This is a genomic window from Frateuria sp. (assembly GCF_035943815.1).
In the GTDB taxonomy this organism is placed as follows: domain Bacteria; phylum Pseudomonadota; class Gammaproteobacteria; order Xanthomonadales; family Rhodanobacteraceae; genus Frateuria_A.
In genome coordinates this window covers 66,390-80,391 of sequence record NZ_DASZBU010000001.1, presented here as the reverse complement: position 1 = coordinate 80,391, position 14,002 = coordinate 66,390, and the positions used below count along the sequence as shown (strand labels likewise).

The 14,002-nt window shown below is 67.9% G+C and carries 11 protein-coding genes; 1 reads left to right on the top strand and 10 read right to left on the bottom strand.

Annotated features, from left to right (window positions below; translation table 11 throughout):
• Positions 1-36 precede the first annotated feature (36 nt).
• Together secA and VGU65_RS00325 are read right to left on the bottom strand one after the other, a co-directional pair.
• Positions 37-2,751: a preprotein translocase subunit SecA gene (gene secA / locus VGU65_RS00330; RefSeq protein ID WP_327472160.1), complete on the bottom strand. Its 2,715-nt coding sequence runs from the start codon at positions 2,749-2,751 to the stop codon at positions 37-39.
• Between the two features lie 275 nt (positions 2,752-3,026).
• Entirely contained in the window at positions 3,027-3,956 is a 930-nt protein-coding gene (locus tag VGU65_RS00325; RefSeq protein WP_327472159.1) for a peptidoglycan DD-metalloendopeptidase family protein, read from the bottom strand.
• Between VGU65_RS00325 and VGU65_RS00320 the strand changes: the two genes are divergently transcribed.
• A complete protein-coding gene (locus VGU65_RS00320) occupies positions 3,946-4,461 on the top strand; it encodes a DciA family protein (protein ID WP_414655771.1) in 516 nt (171 codons plus the stop codon). The two genes, VGU65_RS00325 and VGU65_RS00320, sit on opposite strands and share 11 nt — an antisense overlap.
• A 219-nt stretch (positions 4,462-4,680) precedes the next feature.
• Here the strand turns inward: VGU65_RS00320 and lpxC are convergent, their stop codons facing one another.
• The 8 genes from lpxC to ftsW all read right to left on the bottom strand — a co-directional run bounded on the left by lpxC (position 4,681) and on the right by ftsW (position 14,001).
• On the bottom strand, positions 4,681-5,595 hold the full coding sequence (gene lpxC / locus VGU65_RS00315; protein ID WP_291192632.1) for a UDP-3-O-acyl-N-acetylglucosamine deacetylase: 915 nt from the start codon (positions 5,593-5,595) through the stop codon (positions 4,681-4,683).
• A gap of 405 nt (positions 5,596-6,000) precedes the next feature.
• A complete protein-coding gene (gene ftsZ, locus VGU65_RS00310; protein ID WP_327472158.1) occupies positions 6,001-7,182 on the bottom strand; it encodes a cell division protein FtsZ in 1,182 nt (393 codons plus the stop codon).
• A gap of 114 nt (positions 7,183-7,296) precedes the next feature.
• The gene (gene ftsA / locus VGU65_RS00305; protein WP_327472157.1) at positions 7,297-8,529 is read right to left on the bottom strand and encodes a cell division protein FtsA; all 1,233 of its coding nucleotides are present in this window, start codon (positions 8,527-8,529) and stop codon (positions 7,297-7,299) included.
• A gap of 10 nt (positions 8,530-8,539) precedes the next feature.
• Entirely contained in the window at positions 8,540-9,274 is a 735-nt protein-coding gene (locus tag VGU65_RS00300) for a cell division protein FtsQ/DivIB (protein ID WP_327472156.1), read from the bottom strand.
• Complete coding sequence (locus VGU65_RS00295) at positions 9,271-10,242, bottom strand: D-alanine--D-alanine ligase (RefSeq protein WP_327472155.1); 972 nt, start codon at positions 10,240-10,242, stop codon at positions 9,271-9,273. The genes VGU65_RS00300 and VGU65_RS00295 overlap by 4 nt, the downstream gene beginning before the upstream one ends.
• Complete coding sequence (gene murC, locus VGU65_RS00290; RefSeq protein ID WP_327472154.1) at positions 10,239-11,678, bottom strand: UDP-N-acetylmuramate--L-alanine ligase; 1,440 nt, start codon at positions 11,676-11,678, stop codon at positions 10,239-10,241. Before murC ends, VGU65_RS00295 begins: the two co-directional genes overlap by 4 nt.
• Entirely contained in the window at positions 11,675-12,763 is a 1,089-nt protein-coding gene (gene murG / locus VGU65_RS00285) for an undecaprenyldiphospho-muramoylpentapeptide beta-N-acetylglucosaminyltransferase (protein WP_327472153.1), read from the bottom strand. The genes murC and murG overlap by 4 nt, the downstream gene beginning before the upstream one ends.
• Positions 12,760-14,001, bottom strand: coding sequence for a putative lipid II flippase FtsW (gene ftsW / locus VGU65_RS00280; RefSeq protein ID WP_327472152.1), 1,242 nt, complete (start codon positions 13,999-14,001; stop codon positions 12,760-12,762). Before ftsW ends, murG begins: the two co-directional genes overlap by 4 nt.
• Position 14,002: the final 1 nt, after the last annotated feature.

The following is a 14,002-nucleotide window of genomic DNA, read 5'->3' as shown; positions in this document are numbered from 1 at the left end:
TCCTCTCCCCCGATGGGGAGAGGATCGGAAGCGACATCAGGCCAACTGGCCGTGGCAATGCTTGTACTTCTTGCCCGAACCGCAGGGACAGGGATCGTTGCGGCCGACCTTGGCGCCTTCGTGCTGCACCGTACCGCCGGCAGCGGGCGGCGTTTCCGCGCCGAGCGCATTGACCGGCGCACCGCCGCCACTGGCGAGCATCTGCTGCTGCAGGCGCGCGGCCAGGCGCTGCTGCTCGGCCTCCATCGCGGCGACTTCTTCCTCGCTGCGGATGCGGATGCGCGCGAGCATCTGCACGACTTCGTGCTTGATGCGCTCGAGCATGTCCGAGAACAGCTCGAACGACTCGCGCTTGAATGCCTGCTTGGGATCCTGCTGGGCGTAGCCACGCAGGTAGATGCCCTGGCGCAGGTAGTCCATGCTGGCCAGGTGCTCCTTCCAGGCGTTGTCCACCACGCTCAGCATGACGTGCTTCTCGAGTTGGCGCATGGTTTCGGCGCCGATCTGCGCCTCCTTGTCGGCGAACGCCTTGTCCATCGCCTCGCGCACGTGCTCACGGATCGCCTGGGCGTCCAGCTCCTGCTGCTGCTCGATCCAGGCCTTCAGGCCCGTGGTGATGCCGAACTCGCTTTCCAGAGCGCGCTCCAGCCCGGGAATGTCCCACTGGTCGTCGATGCTGTCCGGCGGCACATGGCGGTGCACGATGGCCTCGACCACGTCCTCGCGGATATCGGCGATGGTGGCCGAAACGTCCTCGCCCTCCAGCAACTCGTCGCGCTGGCGGTAGATCACCTTGCGCTGGTCGTTGGCGACGTCGTCGAACTCCAGCAGGTGCTTGCGGATGTCGAAGTTGTGCTGCTCGACCTTGCGCTGCGCCTTCTCGATCTGGCGGCTGATCATGCGCTCCTCGAGCGGATCGTCCTCCTTCATGCCGAAGCGCTTCATCCAGCGCACCAGGCCTTCGCCGCCGAAGATGCGCAGCAGATTGTCCTCCAGCGCCAGGTAGAAGCGCGAGGAGCCCGGGTCGCCCTGGCGGCCGGAGCGGCCGCGCAGCTGGTTGTCGATGCGTCGCGACTCGTGGCGCTCGGTACCGACGATATGCAGGCCGCCGGCGGCGATGACCTGCTCGTGGCGTTTCTTCCATTCGCTCTTGACGCGCTGGCGGTCGACCTCGGAGGCGTCCGCCGGCAGCGCGGCGAGCGCGGCCTCCAGGCTGCCGCCGAGCACGATGTCGGTGCCGCGGCCGGCCATGTTGGTGGCGATCGTCACCGAGCCTGGTGCGCCGGCCTGCGCAACGATCTGCGCCTCGCGCTCGTGCTGCTTGGCGTTGAGGACCTCGTGCGGCACCTTGGCCTTGGTCAGCAGCTCGGACAGGAGTTCCGACACCTCGATCGAAGTGGTGCCAACCAGCACCGGCTGGCCGCGCTTATGGCAGTCCTTGATGTCCTCGATCACCGCGCGATACTTGGCCGCCTGGCTGAGGAACACGATGTCCAGGTTGTCCTTGCGGATCATCGGCTTGTGGGTGGGGATCACCACCACCTCCAGGCCGTAGATGGTCTGGAACTCGTACGCCTCGGTGTCAGCCGTGCCGGTCATGCCGGCCAGCTTCTTGTACATGCGGAACAGGTTCTGGAAGGTCACCGTTGCCAGCGTCTGGTTCTCGCGCTGGATCGGCACGCCTTCCTTCGCCTCGACCGCCTGGTGCAGGCCGTCGGACCAGCGGCGGCCTGCCAGGGTACGGCCGGTGAATTCGTCGACGATGATGACTTCGCCGTCGCGCACGATGTAGTCGACGTCGCGCTGGTAGATGCCGTTGGCGCGCAGCGCGGCGTTGAGGTGGTGCACCACCGCCAGGTTTTTCGGGTCGTACAGGCCGCTCTCGGCCTCGATCACGCCGGCCTTGCGCAGCAGCTCCTCGGCGTGCGCCATGCCCTCCTCGGACAGGTGCACTTGCTTCTGCTTCTCATCGACCCAGTAGTCGCCTGCACCATCCTCCGCCTGCTGGCGCACCATGTGCGGCACGATCTTGTTCACCGCCATGTAGAGCTGCGGGGAATCCTCGGCCGGACCGGAGATGATCAGCGGCGTGCGTGCCTCGTCGATCAGGATCGAGTCGACCTCGTCGACGATCGCGTAGTTGAGGCCACGCTGGTAGCGCTGTTCCTTCGACAGCGCCATGTTGTCGCGCAGGTAGTCGAAGCCGAACTCGTTGTTGGTGCCGTAGGTGATGTCGGCGGCATAGGCGGCGTGCTTGTCGCCGTGGTCCATGCCCGGGTACACCACGCCCACGGACAGACCCAGGAAGTTGTAGAGCTTGCCCATCTGCGCCGAGTCGCGGCGTGCCAGGTAGTCGTTCACGGTGACCACGTGCACGCCCTTGCCTTCCAGCGCATTGAGGTACACCGGCAAGGTACCCACCAGCGTCTTGCCCTCGCCGGTGCGCATTTCGGCGATCTTGCCCATGTGCAGCACCATGCCGCCGATCAGCTGCACGTCGTAGTGGCGCATGCCGAGCACGCGCTTGGCGCCTTCGCGCACCACGGCGAAGGCTTCGGGCAGCAGCTTGTCCAGTGTTTCGCCCGCGGCAAAGCGTTGCTTGAACTCGTCGGTCTTGGCGCGCAGTGCCGCGTCTTCCAGCTTCTCGAATTCAGGCTCCAGCGCATTGATGCGCGCCACGGTTTTGGAGAGCTGGCGCAGTACGCGCTCGTTGCGGCTGCCGAACAGGCTGGTCAGGGCACGATTGAACATCGATCTTCCATCGTTGAAGGCTCAAGGCCCGCGGGAACCGTGGGCGAAAGGAGGCATGTTACTACAGGCGCCTCAGCCGACCGGGATGGCGGCAGGGCGCGGGGGATTCAAGGTGGAGCGCGGCGACGTCTTGTCGGGCGCCGCACCGGCCTCGGCTCTGCTCGGGAAAAACCTTTGTGGCGGCTCAGGAGGCCGGAGCGCGCGCCCCTCCAACCCTCCGGCGGGACGGCCAGCGGGAGAAGTGGCGTGGCTTGAGGAGACTCAGACCGGAACGCCTAGCGGTGGCTCTTGACGTAAGCCAGCGGATTGACCACGCGGCCCTTGTACCAGACCTCGAAATGCACGTGCGGGCCGGTGGAGCGACCGGTGGAACCGGCCAGGGACAATACCTCGCCCACATGCACGCGCTGCCCGGGCCGCACCAGCAGCTTGCTGTTGTGCGCGTAGCGGGTCATGTAGCCGTTGCCGTGGTCGACCTCGACCACCTTGCCGTAGCCGCTGCGCTCGCCGGCGTAGGTAACCATGCCTTCGGCGACCGTATGGACGGGCGAACCGAACGGCACGGCGATGTCCAGGCCGGTGTGGCGGGCGCCGTGGCCGTCGAACGGATCCGGGCGCACGCCGAAATAGGAGGAAATGTAGCCCGAAGCTGGCATGCCGGTGGGCTTGAGGTTGGAGTCGATCTTGGCATCCAGCAACAGGCTCTGCAGCGCGGACAGCTGTGCCTGCTGGACGTCGAACTGGCTGGCGAGCTGGTCGATGCTGGCATCCAGCCTCGGTGGCAAGCCATAGGCACTGCCGGTGGCGTCCTCGATACCGCCCACCGCGGGGGGCTGGTCGAAATTGAATTCCTGTGGATCGAGCTTGCCCACCTCGGTCAACCGCTCGCCCAGGGCATTGAGCCGGGTGGACTGCGCCTCGAGCTGGCCGAGCTTGACCGCCAGCGCATCGAGTTCGCGCTGGGAATCCTTGCGTACGCCCGCCAGCTGGGCGTCCTGCCGATGGACTTGCTGCTGCAGCTGACGGATCTGCGCCAGCGCGCGGTCGTGCGGACTGGAAATGGTGAGCGCCACCGCGGCGCCGAGCAGGCCACACCCGATCACCGCTACCGCAGCCATGCCAGCCAACCGCCAGCGCAGCCGATGCTGGCTGAGATCGAAGGTCCTGGGCACTTTCTTGGAGCGGGATACGAGTATGATCTGCATTGTTTTTTCTTCCGATGCTGGCACCATGCAGCGCGCCGATCCCCCCGCTTCCCGCCGCCCTGACCGTGGTCCCAGACCACTGGCCGAATGCGGTTCGTTCGCCTCGCTGGCCAGGAAGGCCGGTGAACTGGAAGCGTTGGATCGTGCCCTGCGCCAGACGCTGCCGACACCCTTGCGCGAGCAGGTACGATTTGCCCACCTGCGCAACGGCCGCCTCGCCTTTCTGGCGTCCTCACCGGCCTGGGCGGCGCGCCTGCGCCTGATGCAGACGCAGATACTCGCCACCGCCCGTGCCATCGGCACGAGCGCCAGTTCGGTCACCGTGAAAGTGGCTCCCCCCCTACCGGCCGCAACGGAGCCGGATCGGTCAAAACCGCTTTCGCCTGCCGCAGCCACTCATCTCAAGGCTGCTGCAGCCTCCATCACAGACCCGGAACTGAAGGGACTGTTCCTCGATCTGGCGTCCATCGCCGAAACTGCTGGATTCCCGGTCGCCAAGGACTAGCAGGCGCGGGGCCCGTGTCTTCGCGAAGGTGCCCGGCGGGCACCGCTTCCCCCTGACCGCCTCGTGGCGGCGGGAGGTTTTATAGCACGGAGAAAGGGCAGGTACACCCCAAGACGTCGCCAGAGCGTGAAGCCAAGCGTGTTCGGCGAGCGGCCCCGATCACAGAAACGAAGAAGGCCGCCTCACCGGCGGCCTTTCTTCCAGCGAGGCGGCGAGGGCTCAGATGGCCTGGGCGGGATGCGCGTAGGAGATGGGCGAGACGGCCGGATCGTCCTGGTAGACAACCTCTTCCCACGCGGTGGGATCGGCGATCAGCGTGCGCAGCAACTTGTTGTTGAGCTCGTGCCCGGACTTGTGCGCGTGGTAGGCGCCGATCAGGCTGTGGCCGAGCAGGTACAGGTCGCCGATGGCGTCCAGAATCTTGTGCTTGACGAACTCGTCCTCATAACGCAGGCCGTCCTCGTTGAGCACGCGGTAGTCATCCAGCACCACGGCGTTGTCCATCGAACCGCCCAGGGCGAGGTTGTGCTCGCGCAGCATCTCGATGTCGCGCATGAAACCGAAGGTGCGCGCGCGGCTGACTTCCTTGACGAAGGAGGTCGTAGAGAAGTCGATCTCGGCGCGCGAGGTGCGCTTGGAAATGATCGGATGGTTGAATTCGATCGAGAAGCCGACCTTGAAGCCCTCGAACGGTTCGAAGCTGGCCCACTTGTCGCCTTCCTGCACCTTCACCGGCTTCTTGATGCGGATAAAGCGCTTGGCGGCGTTCTGCTCCTCGATGCCGGCCGACTGCAGCAGGAACACGAAGGGGCCGGCGCTGCCGTCCATGATCGGCACTTCCGGGGCGGACAGCTCGACATAGGCGTTGTCGATGCCCAGGCCCGCCATGGCGGACAGCAGGTGCTCGACCGTGGAGACGCGCACGTCGCCCTTGACCAAGGTGGTGGACAGGCGCGTGTCGCCCACGCAATCGGGGCGTGCGTGGATGTCGACCGGGGGATTCAGGTCCGTGCGCCGGAACACGATGCCCGTGTTCGGTGCGGCGGGACGCAAGGTCATGTAGACCTTGTCGCCGGTGTGCAAACCCACGCCGGTCGCACGAATGATGTTCTTGAGCGTACGCTGCTTGATCATTTTTTATTGGTACCAGTGTGGGCAGCAGCCAATCAGGGAACGGATGCTAACACAGTCTTAACTAGCCGCAATAGCAAACCGTACCGTACAGTCTGGTCGCCTCTTTAGATTTCCTTCATCTGTGACGCTGGTCACGAGGCGGCGCAATACCCGGTTTCTCAAGCAGTTACCGCGACACGTCCCCTGCGCCGGGAGGACGGGTACCGGCGCAAGGGGGACGGACAGGCCGACGGCTCCGTGCCGGCCGGTACGCGCGCCGGTCCCGGCGCGCTGTCTTCACTTCGGAATCATCAGCCGTCGAGGCAGGCCCGCACGCGGGCATTGCCTAACCCGGAACGCCTCATGCTCTGACCGGCTGATCTGGCGATTCGTTCAATATTCGCAAGTGTCTCCTTGGAAATTCGCTCAATCGGCCTGACGGCGCAGGAATGCCGGGATGTCCAGGTAGTCGAAACCCGCATCGTTGCCCTTGGCCGGCGGTTCCGCCCGAGTGTGGCTGCTGACCACTTCCGGGGCGGCGTAGTCGACCACCTCGTTGCCGGTGCCGGTGCGCAGCACCACCGGACGCGGGCGCTGGCGCATCTCCACCTGCTGGGTGGCGGCCGGACGCGCCGGTTGACGGGTGGCGGCGGCACGGTTCAGGCCGGTGGCGACCACAGTCACGCGCACGTCGTCTTGCATCTCCGGATCGAGCGACGTGCCGATCACCACGGTGGCGTCTTCGCTGGCGAAGTCGTGGATCACGCGGCCGATCTCGTCAAATTCGCGCATGGTCAGGTTGGGGCCAGCGGTGACGTTGACCAGGATGCCGCAGGCGCCGTTCAAGTTGACGTCCTCCAGCAGCGGGTTGTTGATCGCCGCCTCCGCCGCGGCCTGTGCGCGGTCATCGCCGCGGGCAGTCCCCGAGCCCATCATCGCCATGCCCATCTCGGACATGACCGTGCGAACGTCGGCGAAGTCGACGTTGATCAGACCCGGCGCGGTGATCAGGTCGGCGATGCCCTGCACGGCGCCCTGCAGCACGTCATTGGCTGCCTTGAAGGCGTTCAGCAGGGTCACTTCACGACCGAGCACGGAAAGCAGCTTCTCGTTCGGCACGGTGATCAGCGAATCCACGTGCTGGGAGAGGTCCTCGATGCCCTTGAGCGCTACCTGCATGCGACGGCGGCCCTCGAACGGGAACGGCTTGGTGACCACCGCCACGGTGAGGATGCCTTTCTCCTTGGCCAGCTGCGCCACCACCGGCGCGGCGCCGGTACCGGTGCCGCCGCCCATGCCGGCGGTGATGAACACCATGTCCGCGCCCTCGAGCATTTCCTCGATACGCTCGCGGTCCTCCAGCGCAGCCTGACGGCCGACCTCCGGATTGGCGCCGGCGCCCAACCCCTTGGTGACGTTGCCGCCGAGCTGCAGGTGGGTGCGCGAGCCGCAGTTCTTCATCGCCTGCGCGTCGGTATTGGCGACGACGAATTCGACGCCTTCGATGTCGGCGTTGAGCATGTGTGCCACGGCGTTGCCACCGCCACCGCCCACGCCGATGACCTTGATGACCGCGTTGGGTGCCAGTTTTTCGATAAGTTCAAACATTTCCCGTCCTCCGTAGAGCTTCGTTGTCGTTGTAACCGCGGGTCCGGCGTCCCTACCTGACCTTCGGTGGTGGGCGAACCTCCATTCGCCCGCGGTGGCGCTCCGCGCCGCCACTTAGAAATTCTTGGTGATCCAGCCGCGCAGCTTGTCGACCAGCCCGCCGACGCTGCCACCGACCGGGTGCGCGACGCGTACGCTGCCGGCACGCGCGCCGTGCAGCAGCAGGCCCACCCCGGTCGAGTGCAGCGGATTGGCGACCACCTCGCCCAGGCCAGTGACGTGCTGCGGCACGCCGATGCGCACCATCTTGTGGAAGATCTCCTCGGCCAGCTCGAGCGCGCCTTCCATTCGCGAGGCGCCGCCGGTCAGCACCACGCCTGCGGCGATCAGGCTGTCGTAGCCGGAACGGCGCAGCTCGTCCTGCACCATCTCGAAGATCTCCTCGTAGCGCGCCTGCACGCTCTGCGCGAGCGACTGGCGGGCCAGGCGGCGCGGCGGGCGGTCGCCGACGCTGGGCACCTGGATGGTTTCCTCGGCGTGGGCCAGCTGCGCCAGCGCGCAGGCGTACTTGATCTTGATCTCCTCGGCATGCGCGGTCGGAGTGTGCACGCCGTAGGCGATGTCGTTGGTGACCTGGTCGCCGCCGACCGGCAACGACTTGGTGTAGCGGACCGAGCCCTGCGTGTAGATGGCGATGTCGGTGGTGCCGGCGCCGATGTCGACCAGGCAGACGCCGAGCTCGCGCTCGTCGTCGGTGAGCACCGCCTTGGCGCTGGCCACCGCCGAGGGCACCAGCTCGTCCACCGCAAGGCCGCAGCGCTGGATGCATTTGGTGATGTTCTGTACCGCCGCCGCGGCGCCGGTGACCAGGTGCACCGAGGCTTCCAGCCGCACGCCGCTCATGCCGACCGGCGAGCGGATGCCGTCCTGGCCGTCGATGCGGTATTCCTGCGACTCCTTGTAGAGCACCTTGCGGTCGGCCGGGATCGCCACTGCACTGGCCGCCTCGAGCACCTGCTCCAGATCGCCGGGAGTGACCTCGCGGTCGCGGATCGCCGCGGTGCCGTGCGAGTTCTTGGTCTCCAGGTGGCTGCCGGAGATCGAGGCGAACACCGAGCGGATGTCGCAGCCGGCCATCAGCTCGGCCTCTTCCACCGCACGCTGGATCGAGTGCACGGTGGACTCGATGTCGACCACCGAGCCGCGCTTCATGCCGCGCGAGACGTGCGAACCGATGCCGATCACCTCGATCGGTTCGCCCGGCTCGTATTCGCCGACGATGGCGGTCACCTTGTGAGTGCCGATGTCCAGGCCGACGACCAGTTGCTTGTCGTTGCGCGTCTTCATAGGGTCATGCTCATGTACGGGGCGCGCCCGCGGCGGGTGCGCTGGCGGCAGGTGGCCAGCGCACGGCGAAACCGTTGGTGTAGCGAAGGTCGACGTAGGCGAAGGCGTCGGCATGGCCGGCCATCACCTGCGGGTAGACATCGAGGAACCGGCGCAGCCGCTTGCCGGCCTGGGCGCGGTCGCCCAGCACGATCTGCGCGCCGCTGGCGGTGGAAAGGCTCCAGCTGCCGCGCTCGGTGAGCGCCACGCCGGTGATCTTCAGCGAGGTGCCAGCGAAGGCCTTGAGCGCCTCGGCATAGAAGCCGACCACTTCGGGCATCTGCGCGTCCGGTCCGCGCAGGTCCGGCAACGCGGCATTGGTGGCCGCGTCCGGCGCGTCGAACAGCACGCCCTGGCGGCTGATCAGCCGCTTGTCGTTCCAGCGCGCGAAGGGCTGGCGCTCGTAGATGCGCAGGATGAGCGTGTCCGGCCAGCGCTTGCGCGCCTCGACCGACTCTACCCACGGCAGCGCTGCCACGGCCTGTTGCACGGCATCCAGGTTCAACGCGAAGAAGCCATGGCCCAGGCGCGGGCGCACCGCGTCGCGGATCTGCTCGGCGCTGACGTGCTTGAACTCGGCCTGCACGGTCAGCTGCGTCACCGGCCAACGGTCGGCCGCGAACCAGCCCCGCAAAACGCCGACGACCGGCAGCGCGACCAGCGCGATGGCCAGGCACCAGGCGACGAGGCGGATGGCTCCCCTCACAGGCCCTCCCGGAAGCTGGTTTCCAGCACGCGCCAGCACACCTCGTCGTATTCGATGCCGGCGGCCTTGGCCGCCTTGGGCACCAGCGAGTGCGAGGTCATGCCCGGCGCGGTGTTCACCTCCAGCAGCCAGTTGCGGCCCTGGCGGTCGCGCATCACGTCGACACGGCCCCAGCCATAGCAGCCGAGCGCGTCGAACGCCTGCAGCGCCAGCGCGCGCAGTTCGTCCTCGGCCGCACCCTCGAGTCCGGGGCAGAGGTACTGGGTGTCCTCGGCGACGTACTTGGCGTTGTAGTCGTAGAACGCGCCCTTGGGCACGATGTGGATCGAGGGCAGCACCTGGCGGCCGAGGATGGCGACGGTCATCTCCTCGCCCTCGATCAGGGTTTCCATCAGCAGGTCGCCCGGGTAGCGGGCGGCAAGCTCCACGGCGCTGTCCAGCTGGCCTTCCTCGAACACGCGGGTCACGCCCACGCTGGAACCCTCGCAGGCCGGCTTGACGATCAGCGGGAAACCCACCTGCCTGGCCGCCGCATGAATGGCGTCCGCGCCCGAGCCGCGAACCAACGCGACGAACTTAGGCGTAGGCAAACCAAGTGATTGCCATACGCGCTTGGAGCGCACCTTGTCCATCGACAGCGCGGAGCCGAGTACGCCCGAGCCGGTGTAGGGCACGTTGAGCGATTCCAGCGCTCCCTGCAGCACGCCGTCCTCGCCACCGCCGTGCTGGCCGTGCAGGATGTTGAACACGCGCGCGAAGTGGCCGGCGCGCAGCGCGTCGAGCAACGCCGGGATGCCGTCGATGGCGTGCGCGTCGACGCCGCGGCCCGTGAGCGCCGCCAGCACGTTGCGGCCGGAGTCCAGCGATACCTCGCGTTCGGCGGAGCTGCCGCCCATCACTACGGCCACGCGGCCGAACTGGGCGGGGTCGCTGATCTTTGCGGGCGTGATCTTGTTCGGCGTGTTCACTTGGTGGTCCTCAGGTGGCCGGCCTGCGCGATCTCCACCGCCGCTGCACCGATGTCGCCGGCGCCGAGCAGCAGCAGGAGGTCGCCGTCGCGCAGCAGCGTCGGCAGAGCGTCCTTGAAGTCGCGCGGATGCTCGATCAGCACCGGGTCGACCTTGCCGCGCGCGCGCACGGCGCGGGCCAGCGCGCGGCCGTCGGCGCCGGCGATCGGCGCCTCGCCGGCGGGGTAGACATCGGTGAGAACCAGCACGTCGGCCTCGGCCAGCACATTGGCGAAATCGTCCAGCAGGTCGCGCGTGCGGCTGTAACGGTGCGGCTGAAAGCCGACCACAAGGCGGCGCCCCGGCCAGCCGCCGCGGGCGGCGGCGAACACCGCGGCGAGTTCGCGCGGATGGTGGCCGTAGTCATCGACCAGCAGCACGCTGCCGTGATCGAGCGCGAGCTCGCCGCGACGGTGGAAGCGGCGGCCCACGCCCTGGAAATTTTCCAGCGCGCGCGCGATCGCCTCGGCGCCGACGCCCAGCTGCCAGCCGATGGTGGCGGCCGCCAGCGCGTTGAGCACGTTGTGCCGGCCCGGCAGGTTGAGCGTCACCGGCAGCCGCTCGGCGCGGCTGGGCAGGTGCAGGTCGAAGCGCATCTGGAAGCCGTCCTGGCGCACGTTGGCAGCGCGCACGTCGGCATCGGCGGCGGCGATGCCGTAGGTCATCACGCGGCGCGTGGTGTCCTTGGCCAGCTTCGCCACTTCCTCGTCGTCGACACACAGCACGGCAAGGCCGTAGAACGGCAGCCGGTGCAGGAAATCGGCGAAGGCCTTCTTCACCTGCGCGAAGTCGCCGCCATAGTTCTCCAGGTGATCGGCGTCGATGTTGGTGACCGCCGCGATCACCGGCGAGAGCAGCAGGAACGAGCCATCCGACTCGTCCGCCTCGGCCACCAGGTACTGGCCGGTTCCCAACCGCGCATTGGCGCCGGCGGCGTTGAGCTGGCCGCCGATCACGAAGGTCGGATCGTAGTTGGCCTCGGCCAGCACGCTGGCAACCAGGCTGGTGGTGGTGGTCTTGCCGTGCGTGCCGGCGATGGCGATGCCGCGGCGGAAGCGCATCAGCTCGCCCAGCATCTCTGCGCGCGGGATCACGGGGATGCGCGCCGCACGCGCGGCGACGAGCTCGGGATTGTCCTGGCGGATCGCGCTGGAGGTCACCACCACGTCGGCGTCGCCCACGTGCGCGGCCTCGTGGCCGACGTACACGACGATGCCGAGCGCGGCCAGCCGCTGCGCCGTGGACGAATTGGCCCGGTCCGAACCGGACACGGCATAGCCCAGGTTGTGCAGCACCTCGGCGATGCCGCTCATGCCCACGCCGCCGATGCCGATGAAGTGCACGCGGCGGAAGGTGCTCATCAGGTCTTCGTGCGCGAGCAGGCGGCGCGGAGTCATGCGGCCACCTCCGGGCGGGCTGCTTCGAGACAAGCGGCGGCGATCGCTTGGGCTGCGTCGGGTTTGGCTTGCGTACGCGCGGCCGCGGCCATCGCGGCCAGCCGTGCACGGTCGCCGAGCAGCACGGCGAGCCGCTGCGCGAGATTTTCCACGTCCAAATCACGTTCCTGGATCAGTTGGGCGCCGCCGGCCTGCACCAGCGCCTGTGCGTTGCCGGTCTGGTGATCGTCCACCGCGTGCGGGAACGGCACCAGCACGGCGCCCAGGCCCGCGGCGGTGAGCTCGGCGATAGTCAGTGCGCCGGCTCGGCACACGGCGAGGTCGGCCCAGCCGTAGGCGGCGGCCATGTCCTCGATGAAGGGCACCACGTCGGCCTCGACGCCGGCCTGCCCATAGGCCTGGCGCGTCTCGTCCAGGCCGCGTGCGCCGCATTGGTGGCGCACGGTGGGGCGTTGTTCGGACGGCATCAAGGCGAGCGCCCGGGGCAGCGCCAGATTCAGCGCGCGCGCGCCGAGGCTGCCGCCCAGCACCAGCAGGCGCGATCGTCCGGCGTGGGCGGCGAAACGCTCGGCGGGAACAGGCAACGCGGCGATGCTCGCGCGCACCGGGTTGCCGACCCACTCGCCATTGGGCAAGGCATCGGCGAAACCAGCCAGCACGCGCCCGGCGAAACCGGCCAGCTTGCGGTTGGTGTAGCCGGCCACGCGGTTCTGCTCGTGCACCAGCAGCGGCGTGCCGGTCAGCCGCGCGGCGACGCCGCCGGGGCCGGCCACGTAGCCGCCCATCGACAACACGCTGCGCGGACGCACGCGGCGCAGCACGCGCAGCGAGGCGACGAGCGCGCGCACCAGCATCAGCGGCGCCAGCAGGCGCGTCTTCCAGCCCTTGCCGCGCAAACCGCCGACCGCAACGGTATGCAGTTCCAGGCCATGCGCCGGCACTACCCGCGTTTCCATGCCGCCGGCCGCGCCCAACCAGGCCACCGGCACGCCCTGCGCGCGCAGCACGTCGGCCACCGCCAGACCAGGAAAGATGTGGCCGCCGGTGCCGCCGGCCATGATGAGGACGGGACGGGTCGCGCTCATGCCGCCACTGCCTCGCGCTCACGCGGCGCCGCCGCCGCGTTCGCGTCCGCCACGGCCATTGCCGGCATGCGCGTGGCCATCTGGCGCGCATCCAGCGCGCGGTTGATCTCGAAGGTGGCCCGCAGCAGCACGCCGGCCATGGCGCAGGTCAGCAACACCGAGGAACCGCCCGAGCTGATCAGCGGCAGGGTCAGGCCCTTGGTCGGCAGCGCGCCCAGGTTCACGCCAATCGACACCATCGCCTGCAAGCCGAGCATCAGGGAGATGCCGAAGGCGACGTAGCCGGCGAAGCGCTGCCCCACCTCCACGCCTTTCAGGCCCAGGTACAGGCCACGCCCGACCGCGAGCGCGAACAGCCCGACCACCAGCAGGATGCCGGCCAGCCCCAGTTCCTCGCCGATCACCGCCAGGATGAAGTCGGTGTGTGCCTCGGGCAGGTAGGAAAGCTTGAGCACGCTCGAGCCCAGCCCCACGCCGGTCCACTCGCCGCGGCCGATCGCCATCAGCGACTGGGTCAGCTGGAAGCCGTCGTTGAACGGATCCTTCCACGGGTCCATGAACGAGGTCAGCCGCTTCATGCGGTAGCTCTCGCTGGTGGCGGCTATCGCCAGCAGCGGCATCAGCGGCAGGCCCATCAGCATCAGATAAAGCGGACGCGCGCCGCCCAGCCAGACCATGCCGATGGTGACCGCGATCACCAGCGTGGCCGAACCGAAGTCCGGCTGCGCCAGCAACAGCAGCACGATGACGCCGGCGACCAGCACTGGCCGCAGCAGGCCCCAGAACTTGGTTTCCACGCTCTCGCGGTGGCGCACCAGAAAGCTCGCCACGTACACCACCAGGATCAGCTTGACCGCCTCGACCGGCTGGAAGCTCAGCACGATCAGGTTGAGCCAGCGCCGCGCACCGTTGATGCGCATGCCCAGGTGCGGCACGAACACCGCCAGCAGCATGGCTACGCCGAGTATCAGCAAGGGAAAGGCGTACTTCTCCACCTGCTTGAGCTCGGTGCGCATGGCCGCGCCGGCCAGCAGCAACCCGAGCGCGAGATAGAAAAGGTGCTTCTTGAGGTAGTAGAACGCGCCGATGTGCTGGCTGTCGGCCACGGCGATGGAGCTGGAGGTGACCATCACCACGCCCATGCTGGCCAGCCCGACGAGCGCGACCAAGAGCGGCAGGTCGAAGCTGCCGCGCGGCCCGTGCCGCTTGATCGCCTGGCTGGAACCGAAGCCGAACATG

Bases quoted from the DNA above. Each gene is read 5' to 3' on its own strand.
- secA (WP_327472160.1), bottom strand. From the start codon at position 2,751: ATGTTCAATCGTGCCCTGACCAGCCTGTTCGGCAGCCGCAACGAGCGC.
- VGU65_RS00320 (WP_414655771.1), top strand. From the start codon at position 3,946: ATGATCTGCATTGTTTTTTCTTCCGATGCTGGCACCATGCAGCGCGCC.
- VGU65_RS00325 (WP_327472159.1), bottom strand. From the start codon at position 3,956: ATGCAGATCATACTCGTATCCCGCTCCAAGAAAGTGCCCAGGACCTTC.
- lpxC (WP_291192632.1), bottom strand. From the start codon at position 5,595: ATGATCAAGCAGCGTACGCTCAAGAACATCATTCGTGCGACCGGCGTG.
- ftsZ (WP_327472158.1), bottom strand. From the start codon at position 7,182: ATGTTTGAACTTATCGAAAAACTGGCACCCAACGCGGTCATCAAGGTC.
- ftsA (WP_327472157.1), bottom strand. From the start codon at position 8,529: ATGAAGACGCGCAACGACAAGCAACTGGTCGTCGGCCTGGACATCGGC.
- murC (WP_327472154.1), bottom strand. From the start codon at position 11,678: ATGACTCCGCGCCGCCTGCTCGCGCACGAAGACCTGATGAGCACCTTC.
- murG (WP_327472153.1), bottom strand. From the start codon at position 12,763: ATGAGCGCGACCCGTCCCGTCCTCATCATGGCCGGCGGCACCGGCGGC.
- ftsW (WP_327472152.1), bottom strand. From the start codon at position 14,001: ATGTTCGGCTTCGGTTCCAGCCAGGCGATCAAGCGGCACGGGCCGCGC.